Below are 24,142 nucleotides of genomic sequence, written 5' to 3' on the forward strand. Positions count from 1 at the left end.
TTTTCACATTTAATCGGTTTCAGTTATTGAGCGCCATCCGCTTTTGCTCTGGCAACGGCATACTCACCGACTTTATGACCGACCGCAAGGCCCACCTCGCAGTCGAAGCGGTAATGGATCAGACCATAGATACGTGATAATGATGCCTCAGCAGCCATAGCATCGAGTTTTTGCTTTTCAGCTGGGAATACATAGGCAAGAAGCTCGGCTGCCGCACCCGAGAAAGTGGAATGCCCGGAGGTATACGAGGGGAAGTTAGGCAGCCCGACCGACGTCTTTATTTTTTTACTCACCTGATTTGGACGCGGGAAATAGTAGTAATACTTGACGTCCCAGCAGGCAATTCCTGCATCCTGTAAAGTAGTGCCTAAAAGTGCGAGTGTGCGCGCGGTCCTTACCTCACTGAAATTGTTTTCGCGGCACAAGTTAGCGGCTCTTCTGTGCCAGTGACCGGGAGGGGTATAACTTCCCACGCCGTCAGACCAGAAGCTGGCAATTTTGGCCTGTTCTCTTGTTTGATTTTGAGCGATGTCAAGCAACTCGTCCATGTTCTTTTTAAATTCCGCGCTGCCCATTGCCGGGGGAGGGACCGGGCGCAATTTCACCAGCGTGGCTTTGTCGAAATTCCAGGTTTGTACGGATCCGTAGGTAGGCAGCATCGGCGGGCGAGGAGGGAATTCCTGGCTCACCCATGGCTCTGTGGTACCGATCGCTTTTGCATTAGCTATCATTTCGGCTGTCTTTGCCTGGTTGTTTGCCGCGCCCATGCCGTCGGCCTTGGCGCGGGCCATTACCTTTGCGGCAACGGCTTTACCCAGGTCAGATCCGGCCAGAATGTCGCTTTCCACGTTCATTCCCGCCAGCATCCGGCTATTTTTGTGCTCGGCCAGCTTGGCTTCCAGGTAAGGAACCTCGCCGGGAAACATCGCTTTCAAAATCACAACAGAAGCTTCTGCCACGACGGCATCTTCGGAGGGGTAGGATGGCAAATCGGTTACAGGCAGCAAAGCCTTAATGGACTGGTCATTTTTGGAAGGTGATTTGCGGTTGTATTTGAACTTATAATTCCATGCACTTACCAATGCATCATACTGGGCAACACTCAGGTAGGCCAGCGCGCGGGCCGTATAAGGCGGGTTGGCGAAAGGAAACTTGGGATCAGCCAGCGGATTGGCTGCATCCGGAAGTGGGTATTTGCCGTCCGGAGTTGAGGCTGGCGGCGTGTTGTAACGTGCTGCCAGCTCCCGCCCGATCTCATTCCAACGGAAAACCGCGCCCGCGGCCCAGTAGTTGACCTGCTCTTTCTGAATGGGGGTAATGGATTCCACTACGCCTTTAAGCTTGGTGATTTCGGTTTTATAATAATCAGAAGTAACGGCTTTGGGCGCTACCACCTCGATCTCACCGGCCGAGGAGAGTATATACGGTTTCCAGCTGCCGGCACCTTCGTCCATGCTCGATGGATTGCTGGCCCCCAGAGTAGGTTCGTCAACGGTTTTGTTACAGGAGCTCACAAATGCGGCCACTACAAGAAATGCGAACCGCAACAAGCTTTTATACTTTTTAAAATGGTTGGTTTTCATAGAAATTGATGTCTTTATTATTTTTTATCTGACTTAGCATAACGGAATTGATACAGCACTCCGGCCGAAAGATTCGTGCTTTGGCCCACATTGGTTCCTTGGAGCACGTAGGCGGCACGAGCGGTTACCCCGATGTTTTTAGGTTGAAATTTTGCATATGCGCCCACGACAGTGGACTTCATGTTGTTGGTAGGAAATGGCATATCGTTTCTGCGGATATTATCACCGCCGTCACAGGCCCCATATTCAAGGAATCCTTCGGCTTGCAAACCGTGTTTGAGATATCCCAGACGAGCTGCCGCATCATACGCATTGGGTACTGAAACCTGATTGGTATTGTATAATTTTCCATCTGACAAGTACGCATCACGGTCAATCGTAATTTTGCTTCTGAAAATGTAGCTGCCTGATGCAGTCAGGTAAATGCCGGTTTTGTGCCTGTAACTTGCCATCAGCCTGCCGGTGGCAGTTTTGCATTGTAAGCCGATCGACATGGGAAGAAAGTCGGGAATGTAATCTCCGACGGGAACAGAACCACCCGCAATGGCGTGTAGAGAAAGCCCGGATTTGTTTAAAAAACGGTATTTAATCCAGCCTGAGGCATCCTGAAAGCCTTTTTGCCACCGAAGGTTTCCCGCGCTGGTTTGCGTCCATATATATGGGATGGCTGCGATAATGTTGATATTTTTGGTGATACCAACTGCCAGCATCGGCATTACATTCTGAGTGGTATGTGTGCCGATGTTGAGGTTTTGACGTTTTAGCGAATTTTCCCAATACTGGTCCCAGGAGCTGTGGGTATAGGAAACGGCGATACATGCCGTATTTTTTGACATGTAAATCGCATCGTTAGGCATTTGGGCAAAACTGGAAGAAACAGAGGCCGATGCCGCTATAAGAAATGCAGCCAGACGTAGCCTGAAATGTTGTAAAGTATTCAGCATATGTGATATTTTAAAATGTATTTGCGTCCCTGCAACAACGGGAATACTCCTTTGCAAGAATCAGAACTTAAAAGAATGAATACCTAGCAGTATTCGGGGGGCGGAGTCGTTAAGGCTCCCTGGATGGAAGTGTAACTTATTGCGATGTCAAAATCGGTGATATTTGGCGTATAGCTCCCGGTTAACTGCCGCTGAAAGAGAAACGGAGCGCTGCCGGGGACGTAGTTTTTTGCAAGCCCATCTAGTAACTTAATGATCTTCCCATTCTTGCTTTGCGACGATCCTTGTTGATCGGTAAGTAATTGAGCGGCATGCGCCAATTCAAAAAAATGATCTCTGGCAGCCAGGTTGGATTTTAGCGTTACGTAAAGTGTATCGTTTTGGTGAGACAAACTTGTCGGGTTGTAAAAACGATCCTGAAAGCGAACCAGTGCCTGCATGTGTTGGGGGAATTCAACTTGCCCGGAGTAGGGTAGCGAGGGAAGATATATTTTCATGATTTTCCACTCATCATGCTCACCGGCCGGCGTAGCAGCCTGGTGCTCATTTTCAAATAAAAGGATAGCCAGACTGAGCCCAAACATATTGCAGAGCAGCAAAAGCAACAATCCTATCCGGGCTATTTTTTTCAATGTTGAAAAGAGGATTTCTGACCAAATGTAAACATATTAGGTCAAATTTTAAAGGGTTGTGAAAAATACCTTAATGCGCTGTTTAAGTGCTATTTATCCTAAAAGTTGCTCAAAAAGTAAGTTGCCGGCGGTTGCTTTTTTGGTACCGGCCCAAGATCAATTATAATAAAAAGCATGATTTTTCCCGGTGGAATCTTTTTGAGATTTTGTTTCAAAAAACCGTTTGTAAGCCTATATTGAGGGAAATATAAGGGACGGTGCACAATACAGGTACTGCCCGCCACTGGCCGGTAATTTTAAAACATAATGACATGAAACGATCAGATATTAACCCGATGCCGCCCTTTTTTGACCGCTATATCAATCTGATAGAAGATGTCGATATTATGGAGGGTTTTGAAAGGTATACTCCGGCAACCATTTACCATCAAAGCTCAAAGCTCATTGAACTGGCAGACAAAGTGTATGCGGAAGATAAATGGACGGTCCGTGATATTTTGCAGCATGTGGTGGATAATGAGCGGATTATGGCTTATCGGGCGCTGCGCTTTTCCAGAAACGACAAAACCGGTTTGCCGGGGTATGATGAGCAGCTGCTGGCAAAGCACACCACAGCCAGCCGGCGAACGGTACAGGACCTGATGGAGGAATTTTCGCAGGTACGGCTTTCGACGATTGCGTTATTTAAAAATATGGATGATGAAATGCTCACAAGTATAGGTAATGCAAATCAGACCGAAATTTCGCCGCTTGCGCTGGGTTTTGTGATTCTCGGGCACCCTATGCACCACATGCGAATCATCGAGCAGCGGTATTTCCCATTGCTTTAATGGCTGGCCAGTTGGGATAAGGCATCTTCCACATTGTTGACGGGCAGCTGGCATGTTTTGTCAAAACAAACATAGATCGCTGTTTTCCCATGTAGATCCGTCCGGTTTTTAAGCAGTGGCAGCTCGGAGGAAGTGGTTGTTCCCGTTACAATTTTATTGGGGATAAAAAACCGGTCAAAATCTTTCCGAATATCGTCTGCATTTTCGCCGACGATCGCAATTTCGGCGGTGGGTCTGGCCCGAAGGCAGTACAAAGCTGCCCAGTTGGTGACCCACTGGACGTCGCCTAGCATCAATTTTGACATTTTCGATAGCATCCGATCGGCGATTTTCCCAAAATTCTCCCGGTCGAGTAACAGGGCCAAAACGTACAGGTTTTCAGCCATTATCGAGTTGGAAGAAGGTACGACATTATCGAAAAGTTCTTTCTTTCGCGCCACTAAAATTTCCCCATGCTGATCGGTGAAATGGAAAAAACCTTCCGGCTCATCATAAAAATTAAGGATTGTGTAGTCGGCGAGTTGCAGGGCCTGGCTTAACCAATCTTCGTTGAATGTAATCTGGTAAAGGCTGATGTAACCCTGAATAGTGGCCGCGTAATCTTCAAGAAATCCGGTAATGGTGGCAACACCATTTTTATAACTATGTCGCAACTGACCGTCCAGGGTCATCCTTTTTTTTATAAATTCGCCCGTTCTGACTGCCATTTCACGGATTTCTTCATCTCCAAGGGCGCGGTAAGAATCCGATAGTCCCTTTACGAGCAATCCATTCCAGGATGAAAGGATTTTATCATCCAAACCCGGGCGGACTCTTGCTTGACGAGCTACTGCCAAGGCATTTAATGCCGCTTTGTATTTTTCTGAAAAGTTTTCTGTATCGATTCCTTTCGTCCGGGCTGTTTTTTCTGGGTAGTCGATCAGATGCAGATGGTTGTATCCGTGCTCCCAATTTCCCACTTTTGAAATATTATAAAGCTTTGAGAACCAGTCAAAATCTTCTTTTAGGATGCTTTTCAGCTCATCGGCTTCCCAGATGTAAAACTTACCTTCCATCCCCTGGCTATCTGCATCAAGCGCCGAGTAAAAGCCACTTTCCGGGCTCAGCATTTCACTTTTCAGCCAGGTAACGGTTTGGAGGATGCGGTCTTTATAGAGTGGATTTTTAGTGAGCGAGTAAGCCTCGGCATAGATGCTCAGAAGCTGCGCATTGTCATAGAGCATTTTTTCAAAATGTGGTATAAACCACTCGTCGTCAACGGAGTACCTGGCCCATCCGCCGCCAACGTGGTCATAAATACCACCGAGCGCGATCCGGTTGAGTGACAATTCCAGCTGAGCAAGTGCCTCCGGATTCTGACTGGCATCGAAGTAACGCAGCAAAAATTTGTAAATCGAGGGCATCGGGAATTTGGGCGCCCGGTCCATTCCGCCTTTTAATGTGTCGAAATTGCGCTGTAAATGCTCGAACATCAGGTCCAGATCACTTGGATTGTAGCTGCTGGCCGCATCAGTCAAGCCGTATTTGCTGCTTTCAGGCAGGATCATGTTTTGCACAAAACCTTCGGCGGAATTAACCAGCTCCGGGTAATGGTTTTGAAAAGCGTTATCAATGCTTTTAAGGAGCTGAACCCAGTTTTGGGCCGGGAGATAGGTAACTCCGTAAAATGGCTTGGAATCCGGCAAAAGAAAAACGTTCAGAGGCCAGCCGCCGCGGACTCCCATGGCTTGTACTGCATCCATGTAAACCGCATCCACGTCGGGCCGCTCTTCCCGATCTACCTTAATGCACACGAAATGGGCATTCATTATCTCAGCGATCGCTTCTTTTTCAAAACATTCCCGCTCCATTACATGGCACCAGTGGCAGGCGGAATACCCAATACTGACCAGGATTGGCTTGTTTTCCGTCTTTGCTTTTGTGAGTGCGTCCTTTCCCCACGGGTACCAGTCAACCGGATTGTGGGCGTGTTGTAATAAATATGGGCTGGTCTGCTGGCTGAGTCGGTTCATGATTTGGATGGCGTTGTTAGTGATGAACAACCACTTTTTTTACGATTGTTCTGGAAGTGCCCTCAAACCGGACAAAATAGATGCCAGAGGAAATGTTGGGCAACGCCACCACTTCTTTACTTTCGCCAGCGATGACTTTTAGCTTTTTGTTAAAAACGATTTGGCCTTTGACATTCAGCAAAGACAGATCAACCTGGCTTGCGCCGTTTTGTCCTGTAAGCACCACATTCATTTCATTGGAGACCACGTGCGGATATACGTAGGCATCCGAGAGAGTGGGGTGCACGGAATTAACGATATCATTGAGGTCAAACTGGCAAAGGAAAATTTCTTTTCCTTTTAAGCTGATGCTTCTCGACCATTTTTGAAACGAGACTGTTACGTCTGTTACCTGATTATCGGCTGCATACGGGTTTTGAGCTGTGATCAGAATGTCGTTTCCTTTCACTACACCTCTCCAGATCGGATTTTGCAGCTCCATCTGATCGCGCGCCGATTGCGGGATAACCAGCTGATAAGATCCTTCAAACATATTTTTAAAAGCTGACAACCGGTAAAGGCCCTGGATGAAATACTCATAAGCAGCGTAATTTTCCTGGCGGTTGCCCGGAAAAAACGGATTTTCCCAGAGCCATAATCCTTTGGCGCCCGAGAAAAAGGGGAAAATGGCAGTTGCCTCCGCCATGAATGGCGTGATCAGCGGTGTGTTTGGATCATAGCTATCGTGAATGCGCATCCATACAAACGGGATCACAGGCTTGTCGCCCCAGGCAGCATTGCTTTCAATGTTAAAGAGCAGGTATGACAAGTAATCCTTTCCAATCGGATGGTCGTAGCCGTAATAGTAGTAGGGGGAGGGCGATAAAAAGTCCAGCGCATTGTAAAAGCTTCCGCCGATCTTTCCTGCATTATCCTGCATGAGGTAATGTGTGCGGGCAAGGTTGGTGGTCCAGTCCTGCCAGCTGTTGGCGGTAATGTTGAGCCAGGTATTTCGGATCGGCACATCACTGTAACTGGTAATGAGCGCTTTCACACCTTTGGCCCGGAGACGATTAACGGCCTCGGTATACCACCAGCGAATGTCGCGTTTATAGGCAAACAGGAAATCGGCATTGGAAAGATTCCGGTAATTCTCAGGGATCTGTGCATTTGTTTTCAATGCGAGGATATCGCGGTCTTCCCGCTGCATCCGCTCGATGTCCAGGCAAACGATATCCGTATCAAAAACGGTGGCTGCATAATTGTCCCAATAACTTCGGTATGCTGCGGTATCATTTCCCCATGGACTTCTCAGTACATTATCGGCCCAGGGCTGATTTTCGCTCGAAGTGGCTACGCCATACCAGAGTGAGGCCCGGTTTTTCCCGGCCAGCGAGCCGGGTTCAGGTCCACTAAAAGCTGCAATGTGGCTAAAACCATGTTTTAACGGTAATGACTGCGTATCCCCAAACCTTGGGCCGCTGTAAATGATCTTAAATGGAAGAGAAAATTCAGGAAACTTGCCCCATTCAATGCTGTTGTTGGCTGTAACCGGTTTTAGCACATATCCGGGCGGACAATCCTGGCCCATAACGGGTAAAACGACACTAGCAGTCAGAAGCGCGATCCAGGAAAGAACCTTAAAGTAGATATTGGTCAAATGGATCATAAGAATTGATCAGACAAATTCGTTAATTTGCATGGTGTGTTAATTTAATTTTTCCGCGAAAGTATTTCCGCAGAGCTCATAACACAGAACATCAGAAAACGCCTTGAAATATAAAAACACAAAAAATGAGACGATTACTAGTACTTATCCCGCTTCTTTTCACACTTATTTTGGCGGGCTGTGACAAAGACAAAGATAAGAACGAAACTCCGCAGCCGACAGAAAAGGACAAAATACTCATCAATTATCCCTGGCGTATGTCCACCGTTACGGATTTAAATGGGAAGGATATTCCAGTTAATCAGCTGAATTTACAGACCCAGGCAATCAAAGAAGTGATGGACATTCAGTTCCTGCAAAACAATGTGACCAAAGCAATTGACCAAAATTCAAAGCAGGTTATCAATGGCGGGACCTGGTATCTGATTGATGATAATAAGACTTTGGATATCAAAATTTCTGGTTTTTCCGGTTTGTTTGGTGTGGAGGAGCTTTCAAACAGTAAATTGAGACTAAAAAGTAAAATGCCTGTGAGCGGCGTTGAACAGGAAACCATCATGGTTTTCCAGCCGGTCATTAAATAGAGGCGATAGATTGATATCTTTAAAAAATAGCGGCGGATAGAAAATCTGTCGCTATTTTTATTTTATGGTAAATTTGATTTAATGAAAAAAAACAACCCCTCTATCATTAACGCCTGGTGCATGTATGACTGGGCCAACTCGGTTCACGCCCTGGTTATTGTTTCCAGCATTTTCCCGGTTTATTTCAGTGCTACCGCGCTGAGCGCTTCGGGGACACCGAATGTTGATTTTCTTGGGGTTCAAATCAAAAGCACCGTGTTGTTTTCTTACACGGTTTCTGTATCATTTTTAATCACCGCGTTGCTCATCCCGTTGTGCACGGCCATCGCGGATGTTACCGGAAAAAAGAAAAGGTTTATGCAGTTCTTCTGTTATACGGGCGCAGTCAGTTGCATGCTTTTATATTTTTTTACAAAAGATACGCTGATTTCTTCCATCTTTTTGTTTGGATTAAGTCTGGTCGGATGGAGTGGTAGCATTGTCTTTTACGATTCTTATCTACCCGAAATAGCCACCGAGGATAAGTTTGACAGGTATAGCGCACGCGGTTTTTCGCTGGGGTACCTGGGAAGCGTCTTCTTGCTATTATTTAATTTAAGTATGGTGCTAGCGCCCCAGTTCTATGGGATTGTTCAAAAATCCCTTCCCGCCCGGATTTCGTTTTTCACTGTCGGCGTGTGGTGGGTACTATTTGCCCAGATCCCATTTCATTATCTGCCTTCTGGTAATGCTCAAACTAACAAGACGGGAAACTGGATTTTCAATGGCTTTAAAGAACTGACGAAAGTGTACGGCCGGCTGCGGGAGCAGCCTTATCTGGCCAAGTTTCTGAGCGCCTTTTTTATTTACACCATGGGACTTCGCACCGTGATGTATGTGGCGACTATTTTTGGAGCTAACGAATTGAAATTACCTCCCCAGAGTTTGATCATCACGGTGTTGCTTATTCAACTGGTGGGTATTGCCGGATCCTATACATTTGCCTGGTTATCGGGCCAGATTGGTAACATTTATGCGTTAATGATCGGGGTGGCAATCTGGGTCGGGATTTGCACGGGGGCTTATTATACGACAGAGGCTATGGAGTTTTACGTGATCGCCTGCACGGTGGGAATGGTAATGGGAGGCATTCAATCGCTTTCCAGGTCTACATACTCGAAACTTATTCCTGAAAATGTTACGGATACGGCTTCCTATTTTAGTTTTTACGATGTCACCGAAAAGATGGCGATCGTGATCGGAACCTTCATTTACGGGGCAGTAGAGCATTTGACGGGCAGTATGCGCAACAGCATCCTGGCGCTGCTTGTTATTTTCATTGTTGGCCTTGTGCTGCTTTACCGGATTCCCTCCCAGAAGGTGTACCGTTTTGAATTGGATGGCAATAAAAATTAATTTAATATCGCAGTTCAAAAGCTCGGGGGACTGATAGCGCAAATAGGATGTTAGCTCAGTTGGTTCAGAGCGCCGCCTTGACAGGGCGGAGGTCAGCGGTTCGAGCCCGCTACGTCCTACACTTTTTTTATGATCTGCTGTAAATTAAATTGTTACAGCAGATTTTTCTTTTTTACTTAAAACATTGCCAAAACATTTTCCATAAACCAGTTGTATCTCCCTTTGTGGAGCAGAGTATATTGGGTGAATTGGTTTGTATGTCGCTTTAAAAAAAGTAGCCCGTATTGTTTCCAATACAGGCTACTTACATGATACTAAACCGAATTACAGTGTTCTTTTCACTTCTCGTAATTCAAAGCTTTCGATGATATCCCCAACTTCGATATCGTTGTAGTTCTTAATGCTCAATCCGCATTCATATCCGTTTTTAACCTCCTGAACGTCATCTTTGTAACGTTTCAATGATTCGATTTCGCCTGTATAAAGTACGATACCGTCGCGGACAACCCGGATTTTATTATTTCTCTTCACATAGCCATCCGTAACATAACATCCAGCAATGGTACCAATCCGGCTGATTTTGAAGACCTCGCGAATTTCGATATTTCCGGTGATGATTTCCTCGATAGTCGGGGCAAGCATACCTGTCATCGCATCCTTGATTTCATCGATGGCCTGATAGATGACCGAATAATGGCGGATTTCGATTTGATCCTGTTCAGCCATTTTCTTGGCATTGGAAGAAGGACGAACCTGGAAGCCTACAATGATAGCATCCGAAGCAATGGCAAGGTTCACATCCGATTCGGAAATCTGACCAACCCCTTTGTGAATGATATTGACTTGTACTTCCGAGGTTGAAAGTTGCAGCAACGAATCTGAAAGTGCCTCGACTGATCCATCCACATCCCCTTTTATGATCAGGTTCAACTCGCGGAAGCTACCAATTGCCTTACGACGTCCAATCTCTTCGAGTGTAATGTGCTTACGCGTACGAATTGATTGCTCTCTTTGTATCTGTTCGCGTTTTGTTGCGATATCACGAGCGTCACGCTCATTCTCAAAAACGTTAAAACGATCACCCGCCTGCGGGGCGCCACTTAGCCCAAGGAGCTGGACGGGCATGGAAGGACCTGCGGTTTTAAGCTTTCTTCCCAGGTAATCAGTCATTGCTTTCACACGTCCAAAATGCGCTCCTGCCAACACCACGTCTCCCACTTTGAGTGTTCCGGTCTGAACAAGGATCGTTGTCACATATCCGCGGCCTTTATCCAAAGAAGCCTCTACAACAGTTCCCAGTGCCCTGCGATCCGGGTTAGCCCGAAGTTCAAGCAACTCGGCTTCAAGCAACACTTTTTCCAAAAGTTCATCGATACCTAAACCCGATTTTGATGAAATTTCCTGAGTCTGATATTTACCACCCCATTCTTCAACGAGCAGGTTCATATTTGCCAGTTCCTCGCGGATTTTTTCCGTATTAGCACCAGCCTTATCTACTTTACTAAATGCAAAGACAATAGGGGTACCGGCAACCTGTGCGTGATTTATCGCTTCACGGGTCTGAGGCATCACGCTATCGTCAGCAGCGATGACAATGATAACAACATCGGTCACTTTTGCTCCACGGGCACGCATCGCAGTAAATGCTTCGTGACCAGGCGTATCCAGGAATGTAACCTGTTTGCCGGTTTTAGTCTTAACACTGTATGCACCAATGTGCTGCGTGATCCCGCCTGCTTCACCACTGGCCACATTTTCCTGGCGTATGTAATCCAGAAGTGAAGTCTTACCATGGTCAACGTGACCCATAATGGTAACAATTGGCGCCCTTTCTTTCAGGCTTTCCTCATTATCAACCTCTTCCTGTACATCATTCTGAACTTCTTCTTCGGCAGAGATAAATGCCACTTCAAAACCAAACTCATCGGCAATAAAGGTAATTGCTTCTGCGTCAAGCCGCTGATTTATAGATACAAACATACCCATGCTCATGCAAACCGAAATCACCTCCTGGACAGTCACGTCCATCAGCGAGGCCAGATCATTGGCAGAAACAAATTCTGTCACGCGCAATACTTTTGTTTCTTCCTCACCAAAGCCGCTATCGTTTTGATCTGCCCGGTCGCGTCTGCGTGTTCCTTTTCCGCGTGATGTGTTTTTAGTATTACCACCTCCCATGCGGGCCATGGTCGCGCGGATGTTATCCGAAACTTCTTTGTCTGAAACTTCCTCCCGGCGGCCTCCCTTACGGTTACCTGTACTCCCGGTATTGCTTCGGTTATTAGGGCCGGTTTTGTTTGCGCCTTGTTGCGTACCGGTTGCTGGGGTAGGTGTGGTTCCTGCCGGCGTATTAGGGCGATTGCCAGTTCTGTTGCCAGGAGCCGCGTTGGCATCTCTTGGCGCCGCGGATGCGCCGGCTTCCGTACCGGCCGGTGTAGCCGGTCTGTTTTCGCCAGGCACTGCAACCCCGTCACGGATCCTTTTGCGTTTTCTACGACGTTTTTTATCTGCGGATGCATCACTGGATGCAACCGGGTCTTTTTTCTTAGCCTTATCAGATGGTAATTCAATTTTACCTACCACTCTCAATCCGCGAAGTTGCTCTCCGCGCGCCTCAATCAGCTCAGATTCTCCACCTTCTGCGGCCGCAGGCTCTTCTGTTACTTGCGCAACAACAGGCTCGGCGGCAGCTACCGGAGCTTCGATGATCTCTTTTGCTGCTGGAACAATCTCAGCGGCCGGCTCTTTAACAGGCTCTGGCGCCGGCTCGGATTTTTGCTCTACCGGTGCAGGTTTTTCAACCACCTCTATCTTTTCTTCCGCCTTTGGCTGGCTTGCAACGATCGGTTCAACCGGAGCAGGATCTGCTTTTGGTATCTCCTTTTCGACTACCGGGGCTGGAATTTCTATTTCTGGCTGAACTATTACCTCTTTTTGAGGCTCACTAGCGGCAGGGCTCACAGGTTGTGTCTGCGCAGGCCGTTTGTTTTCAAGGTCGATTTTACCAACTACCTTAATTCCGGGCAGGCGGTTTTCAAAAGCAGGTTGAGGCTCTGGCGCTTTTTCTTCTTCAACAGCAGGTTTGTCTTCCACTTTGGGTGAATTGCGGAAATATAGGATTCCATCGACATCACTCTTTACTTTTTCTTCTTTAACCTCAACCGGAGCTTCCACCGGGGCAGCAGGTTTTTGCGAAAGAAAAGATCTCAGATCATCTGATTTGAAGTCTTTCGCTAGAAATTCAATTTGATCGGCGTTAATTTTGTTATTCGGATTACTCTCCACCTTATACCCTTTGGCAGACAGATGATCCACGATCGTAGAAAGTCCTACGTTCAGGATCCGTGCCACTTGGCTCAGGCGCATCATTTTATCTTCTGCCATATTAGCAATTAGTAGAAAAAAGTTTTGCATTGCAGACAGGCCTAGCACTTTACCAAACCTGTCAATTGTTATTATTCAAATTCTTTTCGAAGGATTTCCATGATTTCTTCAACCGTGGCTTCTTCCAGATCTGTTCTTCTTACAAGTTCTTCTTTATTGAGGGCCAAAACACTTTTTGCAGTATCCAAACCTATTTTATGAAGCTCGCTGATAATCCATTCATCGATCTCATCAGAGAATTCTGTCAGATCAACATCCTCGTCATTTTGTTCTTCGATGTCTCTAAACACATCAATTTCCATTCCAACCAACTTCCCGGCCAGTTTTATATTCTGACCGCCTTTTCCGATGGCTAGTGAAACCTGATCGGGTTTGAGGAAAACAGAAACCCGTTTTGCTTCCCGATCAATTTGCATCGAACTTACTTTCGCAGGGCTCAATGCACGGCTGATCAACAATTCAAGATTATCTGTGTAGTTGATAACGTCGATGTTCTCGTTTCCAAGTTCCCTTACAATCGAGTGAATGCGGGACCCTTTCATACCTACGCAGGCGCCAACCGGATCGATTCTATCATCGTATGATTCAACGGCAACTTTTGCACGCTCGCCTGGTTCACGAACAACACGCCTCACTGAAATAATTCCATCATAGATCTCCGGGATCTCCACTTCAAAGAGTCTTTCAAGGAAAACAGGGGAAGTTCTCGATAAGGTGATCTTGGGTGAACCATTATTCATTTCCACTTTGTGGATCACCGATTTAACGGACTCACCTTTCCGGAAACGATCTTTGGAAATCTGTTCGGTACGAGGCAACGAAAGCTCATTTCCTTCGCTGTCCATGATAATTACCTCATGTCTCAGCGTCTGATAAACTTCGCCGGTAATCATTTCGCCTACCTGATCTTTGTATTTTTCGAACATGATTTCTTTTTCCATGTCCTTGATTTTCTGGATCAGCGTCTGACGTGCCGTTTGCACCAATCTGCGCCCAAAGTCGACTAATTTAACTTCTTCGGCTACTTCTTCACCCACTTCAAAATCGTTTTGGATCTTGCGCGCCTCGGCCAGAGGGATTTTATTATAGTCCCATATATCTTCGGAGTTATCATCAACGATTTCCCTTGTGCGCCACATCTCAAGATCGCCGCTTTCAGGGTTGATGATCACGTCAAAGTTGTCATCGGTGCCATATTTTTTCCGAATCATGGTACGAAATACCTCTTCCAAAACACTGATCATCGTCGGGCGATCGATGTTTTTGGAGCTTGCGAACTCCGCGAATGACTCAATTAATATTCCACTATCCATTGCTTGTGTAAAGAATATTTGCTGATACTAAGTTATACATATTATATAATCGATTACAAGCCGTATTGGAGATTCCAGCCCGTAAGTTTATTTAAAAGAAATCTCAATCATGGCCTTTGAAATATCTTCCAGAGAGATTCGCCGGAGAAGGGAGCTCTCCTGGACGGGCTCTTTGGATTTCTTCTTGGGCGGCGGCAATTGCAACACAATCTCGGACTGCGTCGCCTCCAAAAGACTACCTTGTAATACGTCCCCGCTTTTTAATGTGACCTTCAAATTTCTGCCGATGTTTTTTTGATACTGACGGGCTAAAACAAGAGGTTGGTCTAATCCGGGCGAAGATACTTCGAGTGTGTAGGCTTCTGTGAAGACTTCCAGTTCTTCCAGCTGCTTTGCAAGTCTACGACTGATAGATGTGCATTGCTGGATTGTAATCCCCTCATCACTGTCGAGAAGAATGGTTACTTTCTGACTTACTTTCGAAGGCTTAGTGATAATGTCAACCAGGAAACAGTTGCCATCTTCCAGGAGCGGGGTCACTAAAACTTCTAAATGTTCTTTTACGGTCATCTAAGGGTTACTGCAAATAAAAAAGGGGATTTAAGCCCCCTCAATCAATCGATCAAAATAGAATTGGATGCAAAGGTAAAACTATTTTATCATTTGTACAAGCCGGGAAAAGTCTTCTAAATTGACTTGCATCCGCTATTTTAGGGGAATAATCCGATTTTAAGACTAGATGAAGGGAATAAAGAACTTTTTGTGGTTTTTATATAAATGTTTTGCTTTCTGCACACTACTGATTTACATCCTGATATTTTGGATCCCTTTTGACGGCTGGCTGGCAGGCTTTGTGATGATGTCCTTTCCGGTCCTGATCCTTGTCCACCTCATATCTGTACCAATCTGGTTCCTTATTGATAGAAAAAGAGCTCTGCTGCCAGTTGTGGTACTGGCTTTTGGGTGCCTGTTTTTACCAAGGACCTACAAATTTGGCGATGATGTTGAACCAGATAGGGGTAACCCGGGAACGTTTTCGGTGATGGGCTACAATACCCATACATTCATGAGGAACCTGGACGTACGGGATGCGGCTGTAAAAAAGGAGATTGGTGACATGAAGTCTTGGCTTGCAGGCTCCGGAGCAGATATTTTATGTATGCCTGAATATTTTGAGGACCGTTCCAAACTGTTCAACCTGGCTGAAACCCTGGAAAAAGCGGGATACCTATATAGTAACCGGTTCAACTACCCTGATGGCGCTGCAAACAACTATTACTCGGGGCTGATCCTCTTTTCAAAACACCCCATTGTCCATGCCAGGGATACGATTTTTGAATCCCAGAACGGCATGGTTCAGGCCGACATCAAGATTGGTTCAGATACGGTCAGGGTGGTTGCTGTACACTTATATTCCATGACTTTGAACCTGAGCAAACTAGCGCATCAAAAGCAGATTGATGGTATTAAGCAGGAGAGCAAGATCACCTTCCGGCGAATGAAGGATGGATTCAAGCAGCGTTCGAAAGAAATTAAAATCCTAAAAACCTGGACCAAAGATTCACCGTATCCTGTGATCGTTTGTGGCGACTTCAATGAGGTGCCTTACGGATATGTGTACGGGGAGCTTGGCCGGGACATGAAGAACAGTTTTGAGGAAAAAGGGGATGGTTTTGGATTTACTTTTAATCATTTACCCTACTTTATCCGCATTGACCACCAGTTTTACAGCTCGGATAAACTCGACCTTCTGGATTTCAAAACGCGCAGCGATATCAAATTCTCAGATCACTACCCAATCATGGGAACCTACCAGTTCCGCTAGTATTTCACTCCAAGGCTATCGAGCTCGCGGGCGGTAACTGTTGGCGGGAAAATGCCCTGATCCAGCTTGCTTTGAACCAGCGTGCCTGTCTTCAGGGCGAGCTCCTCTGACTCAAAACCCGTTGTACCCGAAATGCCCGGAATAAATTGCTGCTCGATGACAGGCAATGTATCCTGATATATACGATATCCCCAGCCCGTTTCTTTCTTAAAGGCCTCGACCCGAAAAGCAGACTGGCCTTTGCCAGCCGAGCCTACGTTCCGGAAAACCAGAAAGTAAACTGCAACTGCAAAGGCCAGTATGCAAATCAGCAGCGCCGATTTATATTTTTTTATCACAAGTTGTCGTCGTCATTGACCGGCGCAGTAGGATCGAATGCCCAGAAGTCGTCCAATCCTCCTGAACCGCTTGAACTACCTGTGCCGAAATAGGCTACGTTGGCAATTGAGAAACTAGCCGCAAAACCTCTGGATCCGTCTGCGAATGGAGCCATTTCCGTCCATTGATTCGTGCCTGGTACATATTCCCAAACGTCAGATTTTCCTTCACCTCCAATGATATAAGCCTTTTCATTGACAACCACAGCCGTCGCGTAACCTCTTGTGGGAAAGTCAGCTTCGTCGGTATTGCTATCTGAGTAAACCACCCGGGTCCAGGCACCTGTACCGTTGTTACCGGCCGGATCAAAGCTGTAAAGATCTCTGGTGTATGCAGTCGAGTTGCTTTTTCCAAATCCAACATAGGTTTTTCCACCCACTGTAAAGGAAAGGGCGCCCGCTCTTTTACCACCAATGAAAGTAGCGATCTCCGTCCATTTATCCGTGGCTGGATTGTACTCATAAAAATCCTGGTAGTAATTGCTGCCATTAAAACCTAGGCCGACATAAGCTCTGTTGTTTGAGACAAAGGAAGTGGCATACTGGCGGGTTCCAGGAAAATCAGCTACTGCCTTCCACTTGTTTCCAGTCGGATCATATTGATAAAAGTCTTTTTTGTAACCGTTATCGGTGGCAAACACCGCATCATAACCTGTTCCCACATACGCTTTGCCATCCAGTACAAATGCCGTAGCTCCATTCCGGCCGGAACCGATGAAGGGGGCAGCCTGCGTCCATATTTTAGATTTTGCATTGTAAGCCCAAAGGTCTTTGACTCTTGGCACCGTTTCGTTTGTATAGCCGGTACCAATATAACCCACATCGCCAATAACAAAACTTACTGCGCCGGTCCGTGCAGATCCGCCGAAGCTGGGAAGGCCCTGACGATACCAGTTACCGGTTTTTTCCGCCTCCGGGTCATCATTTTTACAGCTAAATTGAACTAAGGTGGTAGAAGCAATCAGGAGGACTAACGAAGCTTTTTTTAAGGTATTAAACATGAAAATTATAGTTTGACTAATTGTTACAGATGAATCCCGATAAATTATTTTTCAATTATTGCCTGTTATCAGCCAGTGTTGTCAAAAATGTATTTGGATGAAAATTTTTGCAAACATAACATCTTGAACCTGCTAAGTAAAATTATACTGAATTTTTTGTCCAAAACTTTAACCGCTCAGTTACTTGTAACGCAAAATGAAAAGCATTGTTGCCTGTTTTTGGCAGCTTACCTCTCCCGGCATTTTTAACCATGCGACTTTAAATAACCTTCCGGTTTTGACGTTTCAAACATGGCCTGCCACTTTTTAAAGCCTTGCCGCGTACGGTCTAGTAAGGCTTCTGATAAAGGTTACGTGGCGTTTTTAAGATTTGTTGCAAACAGCCGCCCGATTTCTATTTTGTCTAATTGTTTGGATCCATGTTGTATTTAAGTATACATGTGATAATTTTGCACTTTTTACTGTTCTTGCACTAAATGAAATTTTTCTTGCTTTTCTCTAAAGGAACTTCAACGGCCTATAAACTTCTGTTCATCATCGGTTTCTCCGTTTCGCTAGCCGGCTGCAATTGGGGCGATGAGATTGAATCGCTGGTGCAGCCAAACCCAGACGATTTCGCAGTGTTGTTCTCCGATACATCGACCGTTGAGCTTTCGACGGTTTTATCAGATTCAGTGATGACAGGGGCGCCGGCCAGGCTGCTGGTAGGCCGCTACGTGGATCCTTATTTTGGCAAGATCCAGACCGCTGCTTTCTTTCAGCCTACGACCCAGTCCGGGGTGACCATTCCCGATAAGGCGGAATACGACTCGCTGGTTTTGTCTTTAAATTATGATCTCTACACCTATGGGGATACGACCAAACCCCTGAACATTACCGTTCACAAACTGCTGGCTGATATTCTTTCCAAGGATTCGTATTACAATGGCAACTCCACTGCTTTTGATGCAAACCCACTTGGGAAGGTAAAAATTTCCCCGATGCCCCGAAGGTCGAAACGGTTGGTGATCAGGCTTTCGGATGGGTTAGGAGCTGAGATTTTTGAGAAAGGAAAGACCAATTTGCTTACCTCTAATCAAGAGTGGATCAATCTGGTAAATGGGATCTTGGTGAAAGCAGGTGCTTCCGATAATGGGGCCGTTGTAGGCTTTCAGGCCAATGCCGCTTACGTTCAGGTGCATTTTCACGTGCCCGATGTAGACGCGGTCCGCAAAGATTCGGTTGTTTTCCAGTCCACTGCATTCTATAATCAAATCATCAGCGACAGGAGCGGGACGGCTACCGCTAAGCTGTCTTCAAACCAGCGCGTTTCTACTCCTTCCTCCCAGACAGGCAATATGGCATTTGTTCAGGCGGGGCTAAGTATTATGACCCGCATTGATCTGCCGACGGTAAGACAATTAAGCCTTACCAAGTACACGGTAGCCAACCGGGCATTTTTAAGAATTACACCCGATAGATCCTCGGTGACCAATCAGTTGAATGCTCCGCCGGCCCTTCATGTGTTCCGTGTTAATAAGAACAATGAATTTTATCTCAATTCGCAGGGCTTTCCCCTGCCTTTATATAATTTGACGACAGGTCAATTAAAACCGATCGTAGGACAGTACGTACAAGATTATGTCAATAATAAGCAGTTTTATCTCCTAGATGTTTCCTCATACGTGACCGAGGTGATGAACAGCGAGACGGGCGACGTGGGAGGTCTTGTGCTGGTAACCTCTGAAACCAATGAGAATGATCAGTTTAGGCCTTCAAGAACCTACCCGTTTGCCGATAGAGACTTTACAAAAAGCCTGGACAGACTCGTCATTGGCGATCAACACAGTAACAATCCCGGTGTGAAACTGGAATTGTATTACACGACGGTGAAAGTCAAATAAAATCCATCCTTATATTCTGGGTTTGGCTAACCAAGCCAGTTAAAAAACAGTAAGAGGGTGGCCCACGTAAAACGGGCCACCCTCTTACATTTGTTTTAAAATCAACCTGTTATTCCGGATTTTGTTTTATCTAGCCGGTCCTCACTGGTTTTGTTTTGCGGTAGTAGCTAAAAAATTCAGTTTCAGGCTGCCTTTTTCCCTATATTTTGTGCAATTGCAATTATTTACTGCAAGGTCTCAACCTTTTGGAGCTAGCTCGGGGCATAAACCTTGCGGAAGGCCGCGGGCAATCCGGGTTTGACGCTAGGGCTTGATGTTGCCGAAAGCAGGCCCGGCCTGGAAAGCACCGCTTAAAAAGCAGAGCGGTTGCCTTTTTTTAAAGACAACCGCTCTGCTACTAAATCCCACCAGAATTTAAGCTGTCAGTGGCTTATTGCCATCAGGACTCGTTTCCTTTGGAAGCTTCTTTCCGGTCGCTAACTTTTCAATGGCTACAAAAAGCACGGGGACAACAAAGATCGCCAGCGAGGTGGCAGCAAGCATGCCCCCGAACACCGTCCAGCCAATGGTCTTTCTGGATTCAGCGGCTGCCCCGCTGGCAAAGGCAAGTGGGAGAACGCCGAGAATAAAGGCAAGGGAAGTCATGATGATAGGCCGCAGACGGAGCTGAACGGCTTCCAGGGTCGCCTTTACAAGCTCCATGCCTCCATCCACGCGCTCTTTGGCAAATTCGACGATCAGGATTGCATTTTTGGCAGCAAGACCAATCAAGGTGATCAAACCGATCTGCGCGTAAATGTTATTGGATAAACTCGGCAGAAAAGTCAAGGTAAGGATCGAGCCAAATGCGCCGATGGGCACGGCAAACAACACCGAGAACGGGATCGACCAGCTCTCATAAAGGGCTGCCAAGAACAGGAATACGAAAACAATCGAGATGGCAAAGATCGTCGTGGTGCTATCGCCCGCCTTGATCTCTTCACTACTCATCCCTGAGAATTCGTAGCTGTATCCGGCCGGAAGTTTCTGGGCCACTTCGCGCAAGGCTTGAATGGCCTGCCCGCTACTGTAACCCGGTTTAGGGGTACCGTTGATCTCTACTGACCTGTAAATATTGTAGTGGGAAATCAAGGCCGGGTTCTCTACTACCTTGGTCGTCACCAGAGAGCCCAGGGGGATCATATTTCCTTCTCGGTTACGGACATAGAACTGCTGAATTTTATCCAGCGAAGACCGGAAACTGCTGTCGGCCTGGATCATTACCCGGAAATTACGTCCGTACAAATTGAAATCGTTCACATAGCTACTTCCCAAAAGCGTCGAAAGCGAGCTGAACACATCATTGACCTGAACACCCAGCTTTTTGGTTTTGTCCCGGTCCACATCAATCTGGTAACTTGGCGTTCTTGCATTAAAGAAAGTAAAGGCCATCGCAATCTCGGGTCGCTTGTTGACTTCTCCCAGGAAATTCCGCATGACGCCTTCAAACTGCTGGATATTGTCTGTGCTGGTAGACTGCTGTAGCTGGAAGGTAAAGCCTGAGGTGGCACCCAGACCCGGAATCGCCGGAGGCGCGATCGCTAAAACCCTTGCTTCCTTGATATCGGCGGTGCGGCCCTGGATTTGCTTGATGACCGCCTGCACGTGATGCTCGGCGCCTTTACGGTTAGCCCACGGCTGCAAGCTCAAAAATAAGGTACCTACATTGGATTTATTCGAAAAGCTCAGCACGTTAAGTCCCGCCAGACCACCTGCCACGCGGACTTCTGGAATCGCAGAAATCCGCTTCATGATTTCTTTGAGCATGGCAATGTTACGCGTCGTCGAGGTTGCTTCCTGCATCTCATAAGTTACAAAAAGACGGCCTTCATCTTCCACGGGAATAAAGCCGGAAGGTTTGTTTTTGAAAAGGAAAAATAATCCTACAAAAAGGCAGACCATCATCACAAGCACAAGCGGAGTGGCTTTAATCCAGGAGGCAACACCACGCGTATATCCCCGGGAAACCCTATCAAACCAGTGATTGAAACGATCAAAGAATTTTTCCAGCCAGTTTTTGCTTTCACTCTCCGTCTTGGAAGGTTTGAGCATGATCGAGCACAATGCAGGCGTTAGCGAGAGTGCTACGAAGGCCGAAAGCAAAACAGAAACGGCAATGGTAATGGCAAACTGCTGATAGAGCCGTCCTACAATTCCGGGCACAAAGCTTACCGGCACAAAAACGGCCGCCAAAATCAAGGCAATCGCAATTACAGGACCTGAAATGTCTTTCATGGCCTGAACGGTGGCATCCTTGGGCGACATTTTCTTTTCATCAATGTAGTGCTGCACGGCTTCAACGACCACAATGGCATCATCGACGACTATACCAATGGCAAGTACGAAAGCAAAGAGCGTCAGTGTATTGATGGTAAAACCAAAGGGGATAAAAAAGATCAGCGTACCAATCAGCGAGACGGGAATGGCAAGGATTGGGATAAGTGTCGCCCGCCAGTTTTGCAAAAACAAGAACACGACAATTACAACCAGGATCATTGCTTCCGCAAATGTTTTTAACACTTCCTCGATTGAAACTTTAACCACAGTCGCCGTTTCGTTAGGAATCACGTAGTCGATGTCCTTGGGGAACGTTTTTTTCATCTCCGCCAGCTTTTTCATCACACCATCATAGGTGGCAAGCGCATTAGCCCCCGGTGCCTGATAGATCAGCACGAATGCGGCCGGCTTTCCTTCTACAAATGCATTGGCGCCGTAGTCAAATTTTCCCAGCTCCACCCGGGCTACATCGCGCAGATATACCACGCTTCCATCCTGGGGCGAGCTTCGGACGATAATGTCTTCAAACTGCGCCTTGGTATTAAGCCGGCTGTTGGTCAGCACGTTGTATTCAAACGTTTGCGTGTTCGGCTGCGGGTTTCCACCAATGGTTCCAGCTGCCACTTGCAGGTTTTGCTCCGCCAATGCGGCCGAAACGTCAGAAGGGGTCATGCGCAGGTTGGCCAGCTTTTCCGGGTTAAGCCAGATCCGCATCCCAAAGTCATCTGCCCGGGAAATGATATCGCCCACGCCTTTCACGCGCTGCAAGGCATCCTTTAAATAAATGTTGGCGTAATTGCCGATAAACTGGGCGTCATGGGTCCCATTGGGTGAATAAAGGGCCAAAACGATCATGATGCTGGGCTGGCGTTTTCTAACGGTCAGCCCTAGTCTTTTTACCGCATCGGGCAAGGTAGGCTCTGCGACACTGACCCTGTTTTGCACGTCCAGGGCTGCAATGTCTACATTGGTTCCTACATCAAAAACCACGTTGATGCTGCTCTGCCCGCTGCTGGTCGAGTTACTGGACATGTAGGTCATGCCGGGCGTACCATTAATCTGGGTTTCAATGGGCGTTGTTGTTGTCTGCTCGACCGTCTGGGCGTCAGCGCCCGTAAAGTTACCGCTCACCGTGACAGTCGGCGGGGTTACATCCGGATACTGCGCAACAGGTAGGGTTGTTAATGCAATCAGACCCACCAGCACCAGCACGACGGAAGTGACGATGGCCGTAATGGGTCTTTTTATAAAAATATCTGCAATCATTTTACTGGATTATTTTAAATGGTAATAGGCCGGGGATCACTTGCCATCTTTGATAACTGCGCCTTCCCTCAGGCTCTGAACCCCTTCCACAGCGATTTTTTCTCCTTCTTTAAGTCCTTCCTTAATGATGACATTGGTCCCCAGAGAGGTTCCCAGCACTACACGGCGCTGACTTACTTTGCTGCTGTCGCCTGCCACATAGACAAAAAATTCACCCAGCTGCTCGGTGACTGCTTTGTAGGGGATCACAACCGACTTGGCGGCTGCATTGTTGAGCACCCGAACGGTCCCGCTCATGCCCGAGCGCAGCCTGTTGTCTTTGTTTGGAAATACGAGCCTGGTTTTAATGGTTGCCGTCTGCGGGTCCACGGCCCGGTCAATGAGGGCGATTTTACCGGAGGCGGGAAAAATCTCGTTTCCGAATTTTAATGTAAATGTAGAATCAGCAGCCTTCGCGTTTTTCATCAGCGTCGAAAACCGGTAAATTTCTTTCTGATCTACATTAAAGTCCACGGCCAGCTGGCTATCGGTGGAAACGGTGTTTAAAATCGTTTGCCCGGCAGAAACGGCCGCGCCCACTTTTACAAGAGAAATGCCGATGACCCCCTCAAACGGAGCGGTCACTTTGGTGTAATTCACGCTGGTTTGAACCGCCTTGATATTGGCCTTGGCAGCGTCTGCCTGCCGCTTGGCGACTTCCAATGCCGCGTCGGCATTATCGACGAGCTGCCGAGCGATCGCATCGTTTTTTTCCAGCTCATGATACCGGTCGGCGTCTTTTTGGGCGCGTGCTAAATTGGCTTCCTGCACATTCAGGTTGGCCACCGCCTGCTCGTAGTTGGCATTGTAGAGCTGGGCGTCAATGGAGTAGAGCAGCTGCCCTTTACGAACCCGCGCCCCGTCGGTAAAATGGATGCCGGTTACAAATCCGGTCACCTGCGGGCGAAGCTCAATTTCATTTAATGGCACGACCGTTCCGGGGTATTCATCGTAGTAACTAGCCTCTGAGGTGGTTACCTCCGTGAGCGTGACGGGCACGGCCTGCGGCTGGGTAGGCTGCTGTTGCTGGTCTTTTTTGCTACATGCCTGCAAGGTAAGCGCCAGCAATGCAGCCGAGTAATATTTCATTTTATTAAAGAACATATCATC

At 47.0% G+C, this 24,142-nt stretch carries 17 protein-coding genes and 1 tRNA gene; 6 read left to right on the forward strand and 12 right to left on the reverse strand.

Annotation, left to right across the window (positions count from 1 at the left end; genetic code table 11):
- Nucleotides 1-23: 23 nt before the first annotated feature.
- From LZG72_RS25925 to LZG72_RS25935, 3 genes are all read right to left on the reverse strand, one after another.
- On the reverse strand, nucleotides 24-1,583 hold the full coding sequence (locus LZG72_RS25925; protein ID WP_233878057.1) for a phosphatase PAP2 family protein: 1,560 nt from the start codon (nucleotides 1,581-1,583) through the stop codon (nucleotides 24-26).
- A gap of 17 nt (nucleotides 1,584-1,600) precedes the next feature.
- On the reverse strand, nucleotides 1,601-2,527 hold the full coding sequence (locus LZG72_RS25930) for a hypothetical protein (protein WP_233878058.1): 927 nt from the start codon (nucleotides 2,525-2,527) through the stop codon (nucleotides 1,601-1,603).
- Nucleotides 2,528-2,610: 83 nt separating this feature from the next.
- On the reverse strand, nucleotides 2,611-3,159 hold the full coding sequence (locus LZG72_RS25935; protein ID WP_233878059.1) for a hypothetical protein: 549 nt from the start codon (nucleotides 3,157-3,159) through the stop codon (nucleotides 2,611-2,613).
- A 311-nt stretch (nucleotides 3,160-3,470) separates the two neighbouring features.
- Here LZG72_RS25935 and LZG72_RS25940 point away from each other — a divergent pair, with 311 nt between their 5' ends.
- The gene (locus tag LZG72_RS25940) at nucleotides 3,471-3,989 is read left to right on the forward strand and encodes a DinB family protein (protein ID WP_233878060.1); all 519 of its coding nucleotides are present in this window, start codon (nucleotides 3,471-3,473) and stop codon (nucleotides 3,987-3,989) included.
- On the opposite strand, the gene LZG72_RS25945 is transcribed toward LZG72_RS25940, so the two are convergent.
- Nucleotides 3,986-6,001, reverse strand: a complete 2,016-nt coding sequence (locus LZG72_RS25945) for a thioredoxin domain-containing protein (protein WP_233878061.1) — start codon at nucleotides 5,999-6,001, stop codon at nucleotides 3,986-3,988. The two genes, LZG72_RS25940 and LZG72_RS25945, sit on opposite strands and share 4 nt — an antisense overlap.
- 16 nt (nucleotides 6,002-6,017) lie before the next feature.
- Complete coding sequence (locus LZG72_RS25950; protein WP_233878062.1) at nucleotides 6,018-7,649, reverse strand: T9SS type A sorting domain-containing protein; 1,632 nt, start codon at nucleotides 7,647-7,649, stop codon at nucleotides 6,018-6,020.
- 125 nt (nucleotides 7,650-7,774) lie between these two features.
- Here LZG72_RS25950 and LZG72_RS25955 point away from each other — a divergent pair, with 125 nt between their 5' ends.
- The 3 genes from LZG72_RS25955 to LZG72_RS25965 all read left to right on the forward strand — a co-directional run bounded on the left by LZG72_RS25955 (nucleotide 7,775) and on the right by LZG72_RS25965 (nucleotide 9,747).
- Nucleotides 7,775-8,233: a hypothetical protein gene (locus LZG72_RS25955; RefSeq protein WP_233878063.1), complete on the forward strand. Its 459-nt coding sequence runs from the start codon at nucleotides 7,775-7,777 to the stop codon at nucleotides 8,231-8,233.
- Between the two features lie 81 nt (nucleotides 8,234-8,314).
- Nucleotides 8,315-9,628 carry an MFS transporter gene (locus LZG72_RS25960; RefSeq protein ID WP_233878064.1) on the forward strand — a complete coding sequence of 438 codons (1,314 nt, stop codon included), beginning with the start codon at nucleotides 8,315-8,317 and terminating at the stop codon, nucleotides 9,626-9,628.
- 44 nt (nucleotides 9,629-9,672) lie between these two features.
- Nucleotides 9,673-9,747 (forward strand) — tRNA-Val (locus tag LZG72_RS25965).
- A 205-nt stretch (nucleotides 9,748-9,952) separates the two neighbouring features.
- Here LZG72_RS25965 and infB read toward each other — a convergent pair.
- From infB to rimP, 3 genes are all read right to left on the reverse strand, one after another.
- Nucleotides 9,953-13,012, reverse strand: a complete 3,060-nt coding sequence (gene infB / locus LZG72_RS25970; RefSeq protein WP_233878065.1) for a translation initiation factor IF-2 — start codon at nucleotides 13,010-13,012, stop codon at nucleotides 9,953-9,955.
- A gap of 71 nt (nucleotides 13,013-13,083) precedes the next feature.
- Nucleotides 13,084-14,325: a transcription termination factor NusA gene (nusA, locus tag LZG72_RS25975; protein WP_233878066.1), complete on the reverse strand. Its 1,242-nt coding sequence runs from the start codon at nucleotides 14,323-14,325 to the stop codon at nucleotides 13,084-13,086.
- An 87-nt stretch (nucleotides 14,326-14,412) separates the two neighbouring features.
- Nucleotides 14,413-14,895: a ribosome maturation factor RimP gene (gene rimP / locus LZG72_RS25980; RefSeq protein WP_233878067.1), complete on the reverse strand. Its 483-nt coding sequence runs from the start codon at nucleotides 14,893-14,895 to the stop codon at nucleotides 14,413-14,415.
- A 169-nt stretch (nucleotides 14,896-15,064) separates the two neighbouring features.
- Between rimP and LZG72_RS25985 the strand changes: the two genes are divergently transcribed.
- Complete coding sequence (locus LZG72_RS25985; protein WP_233878068.1) at nucleotides 15,065-16,150, forward strand: endonuclease/exonuclease/phosphatase family protein; 1,086 nt, start codon at nucleotides 15,065-15,067, stop codon at nucleotides 16,148-16,150.
- On the opposite strand, the gene LZG72_RS25990 is transcribed toward LZG72_RS25985, so the two are convergent.
- Nucleotides 16,147-16,488, reverse strand: a complete 342-nt coding sequence (locus LZG72_RS25990; protein ID WP_233878069.1) for a DUF4907 domain-containing protein — start codon at nucleotides 16,486-16,488, stop codon at nucleotides 16,147-16,149. The two genes, LZG72_RS25985 and LZG72_RS25990, sit on opposite strands and share 4 nt — an antisense overlap.
- Nucleotides 16,485-17,528: a kelch repeat-containing protein gene (locus LZG72_RS25995; RefSeq protein WP_233878070.1), complete on the reverse strand. Its 1,044-nt coding sequence runs from the start codon at nucleotides 17,526-17,528 to the stop codon at nucleotides 16,485-16,487. The genes LZG72_RS25990 and LZG72_RS25995 overlap by 4 nt, the downstream gene beginning before the upstream one ends.
- Before the next feature lie 488 nt (nucleotides 17,529-18,016).
- On the opposite strand from LZG72_RS25995, the gene LZG72_RS26000 reads away from it, so the two are divergent.
- Entirely contained in the window at nucleotides 18,017-19,411 is a 1,395-nt protein-coding gene (locus tag LZG72_RS26000; protein WP_233878071.1) for a DUF4270 family protein, read from the forward strand.
- A gap of 414 nt (nucleotides 19,412-19,825) precedes the next feature.
- On the opposite strand, the gene LZG72_RS26005 is transcribed toward LZG72_RS26000, so the two are convergent.
- Together LZG72_RS26005 and LZG72_RS26010 are read right to left on the reverse strand one after the other, a co-directional pair.
- Complete coding sequence (locus tag LZG72_RS26005; RefSeq protein ID WP_233878072.1) at nucleotides 19,826-22,993, reverse strand: efflux RND transporter permease subunit; 3,168 nt, start codon at nucleotides 22,991-22,993, stop codon at nucleotides 19,826-19,828.
- A gap of 36 nt (nucleotides 22,994-23,029) precedes the next feature.
- Nucleotides 23,030-24,136, reverse strand: a complete 1,107-nt coding sequence (locus LZG72_RS26010) for an efflux RND transporter periplasmic adaptor subunit (RefSeq protein WP_233878073.1) — start codon at nucleotides 24,134-24,136, stop codon at nucleotides 23,030-23,032.
- Nucleotides 24,137-24,142 lie beyond the last annotated feature (6 nt).

Source organism: Dyadobacter sp. CY323 (genome assembly GCF_021390245.1).
In the GTDB taxonomy this organism is placed as follows: domain Bacteria; phylum Bacteroidota; class Bacteroidia; order Cytophagales; family Spirosomataceae; genus Dyadobacter.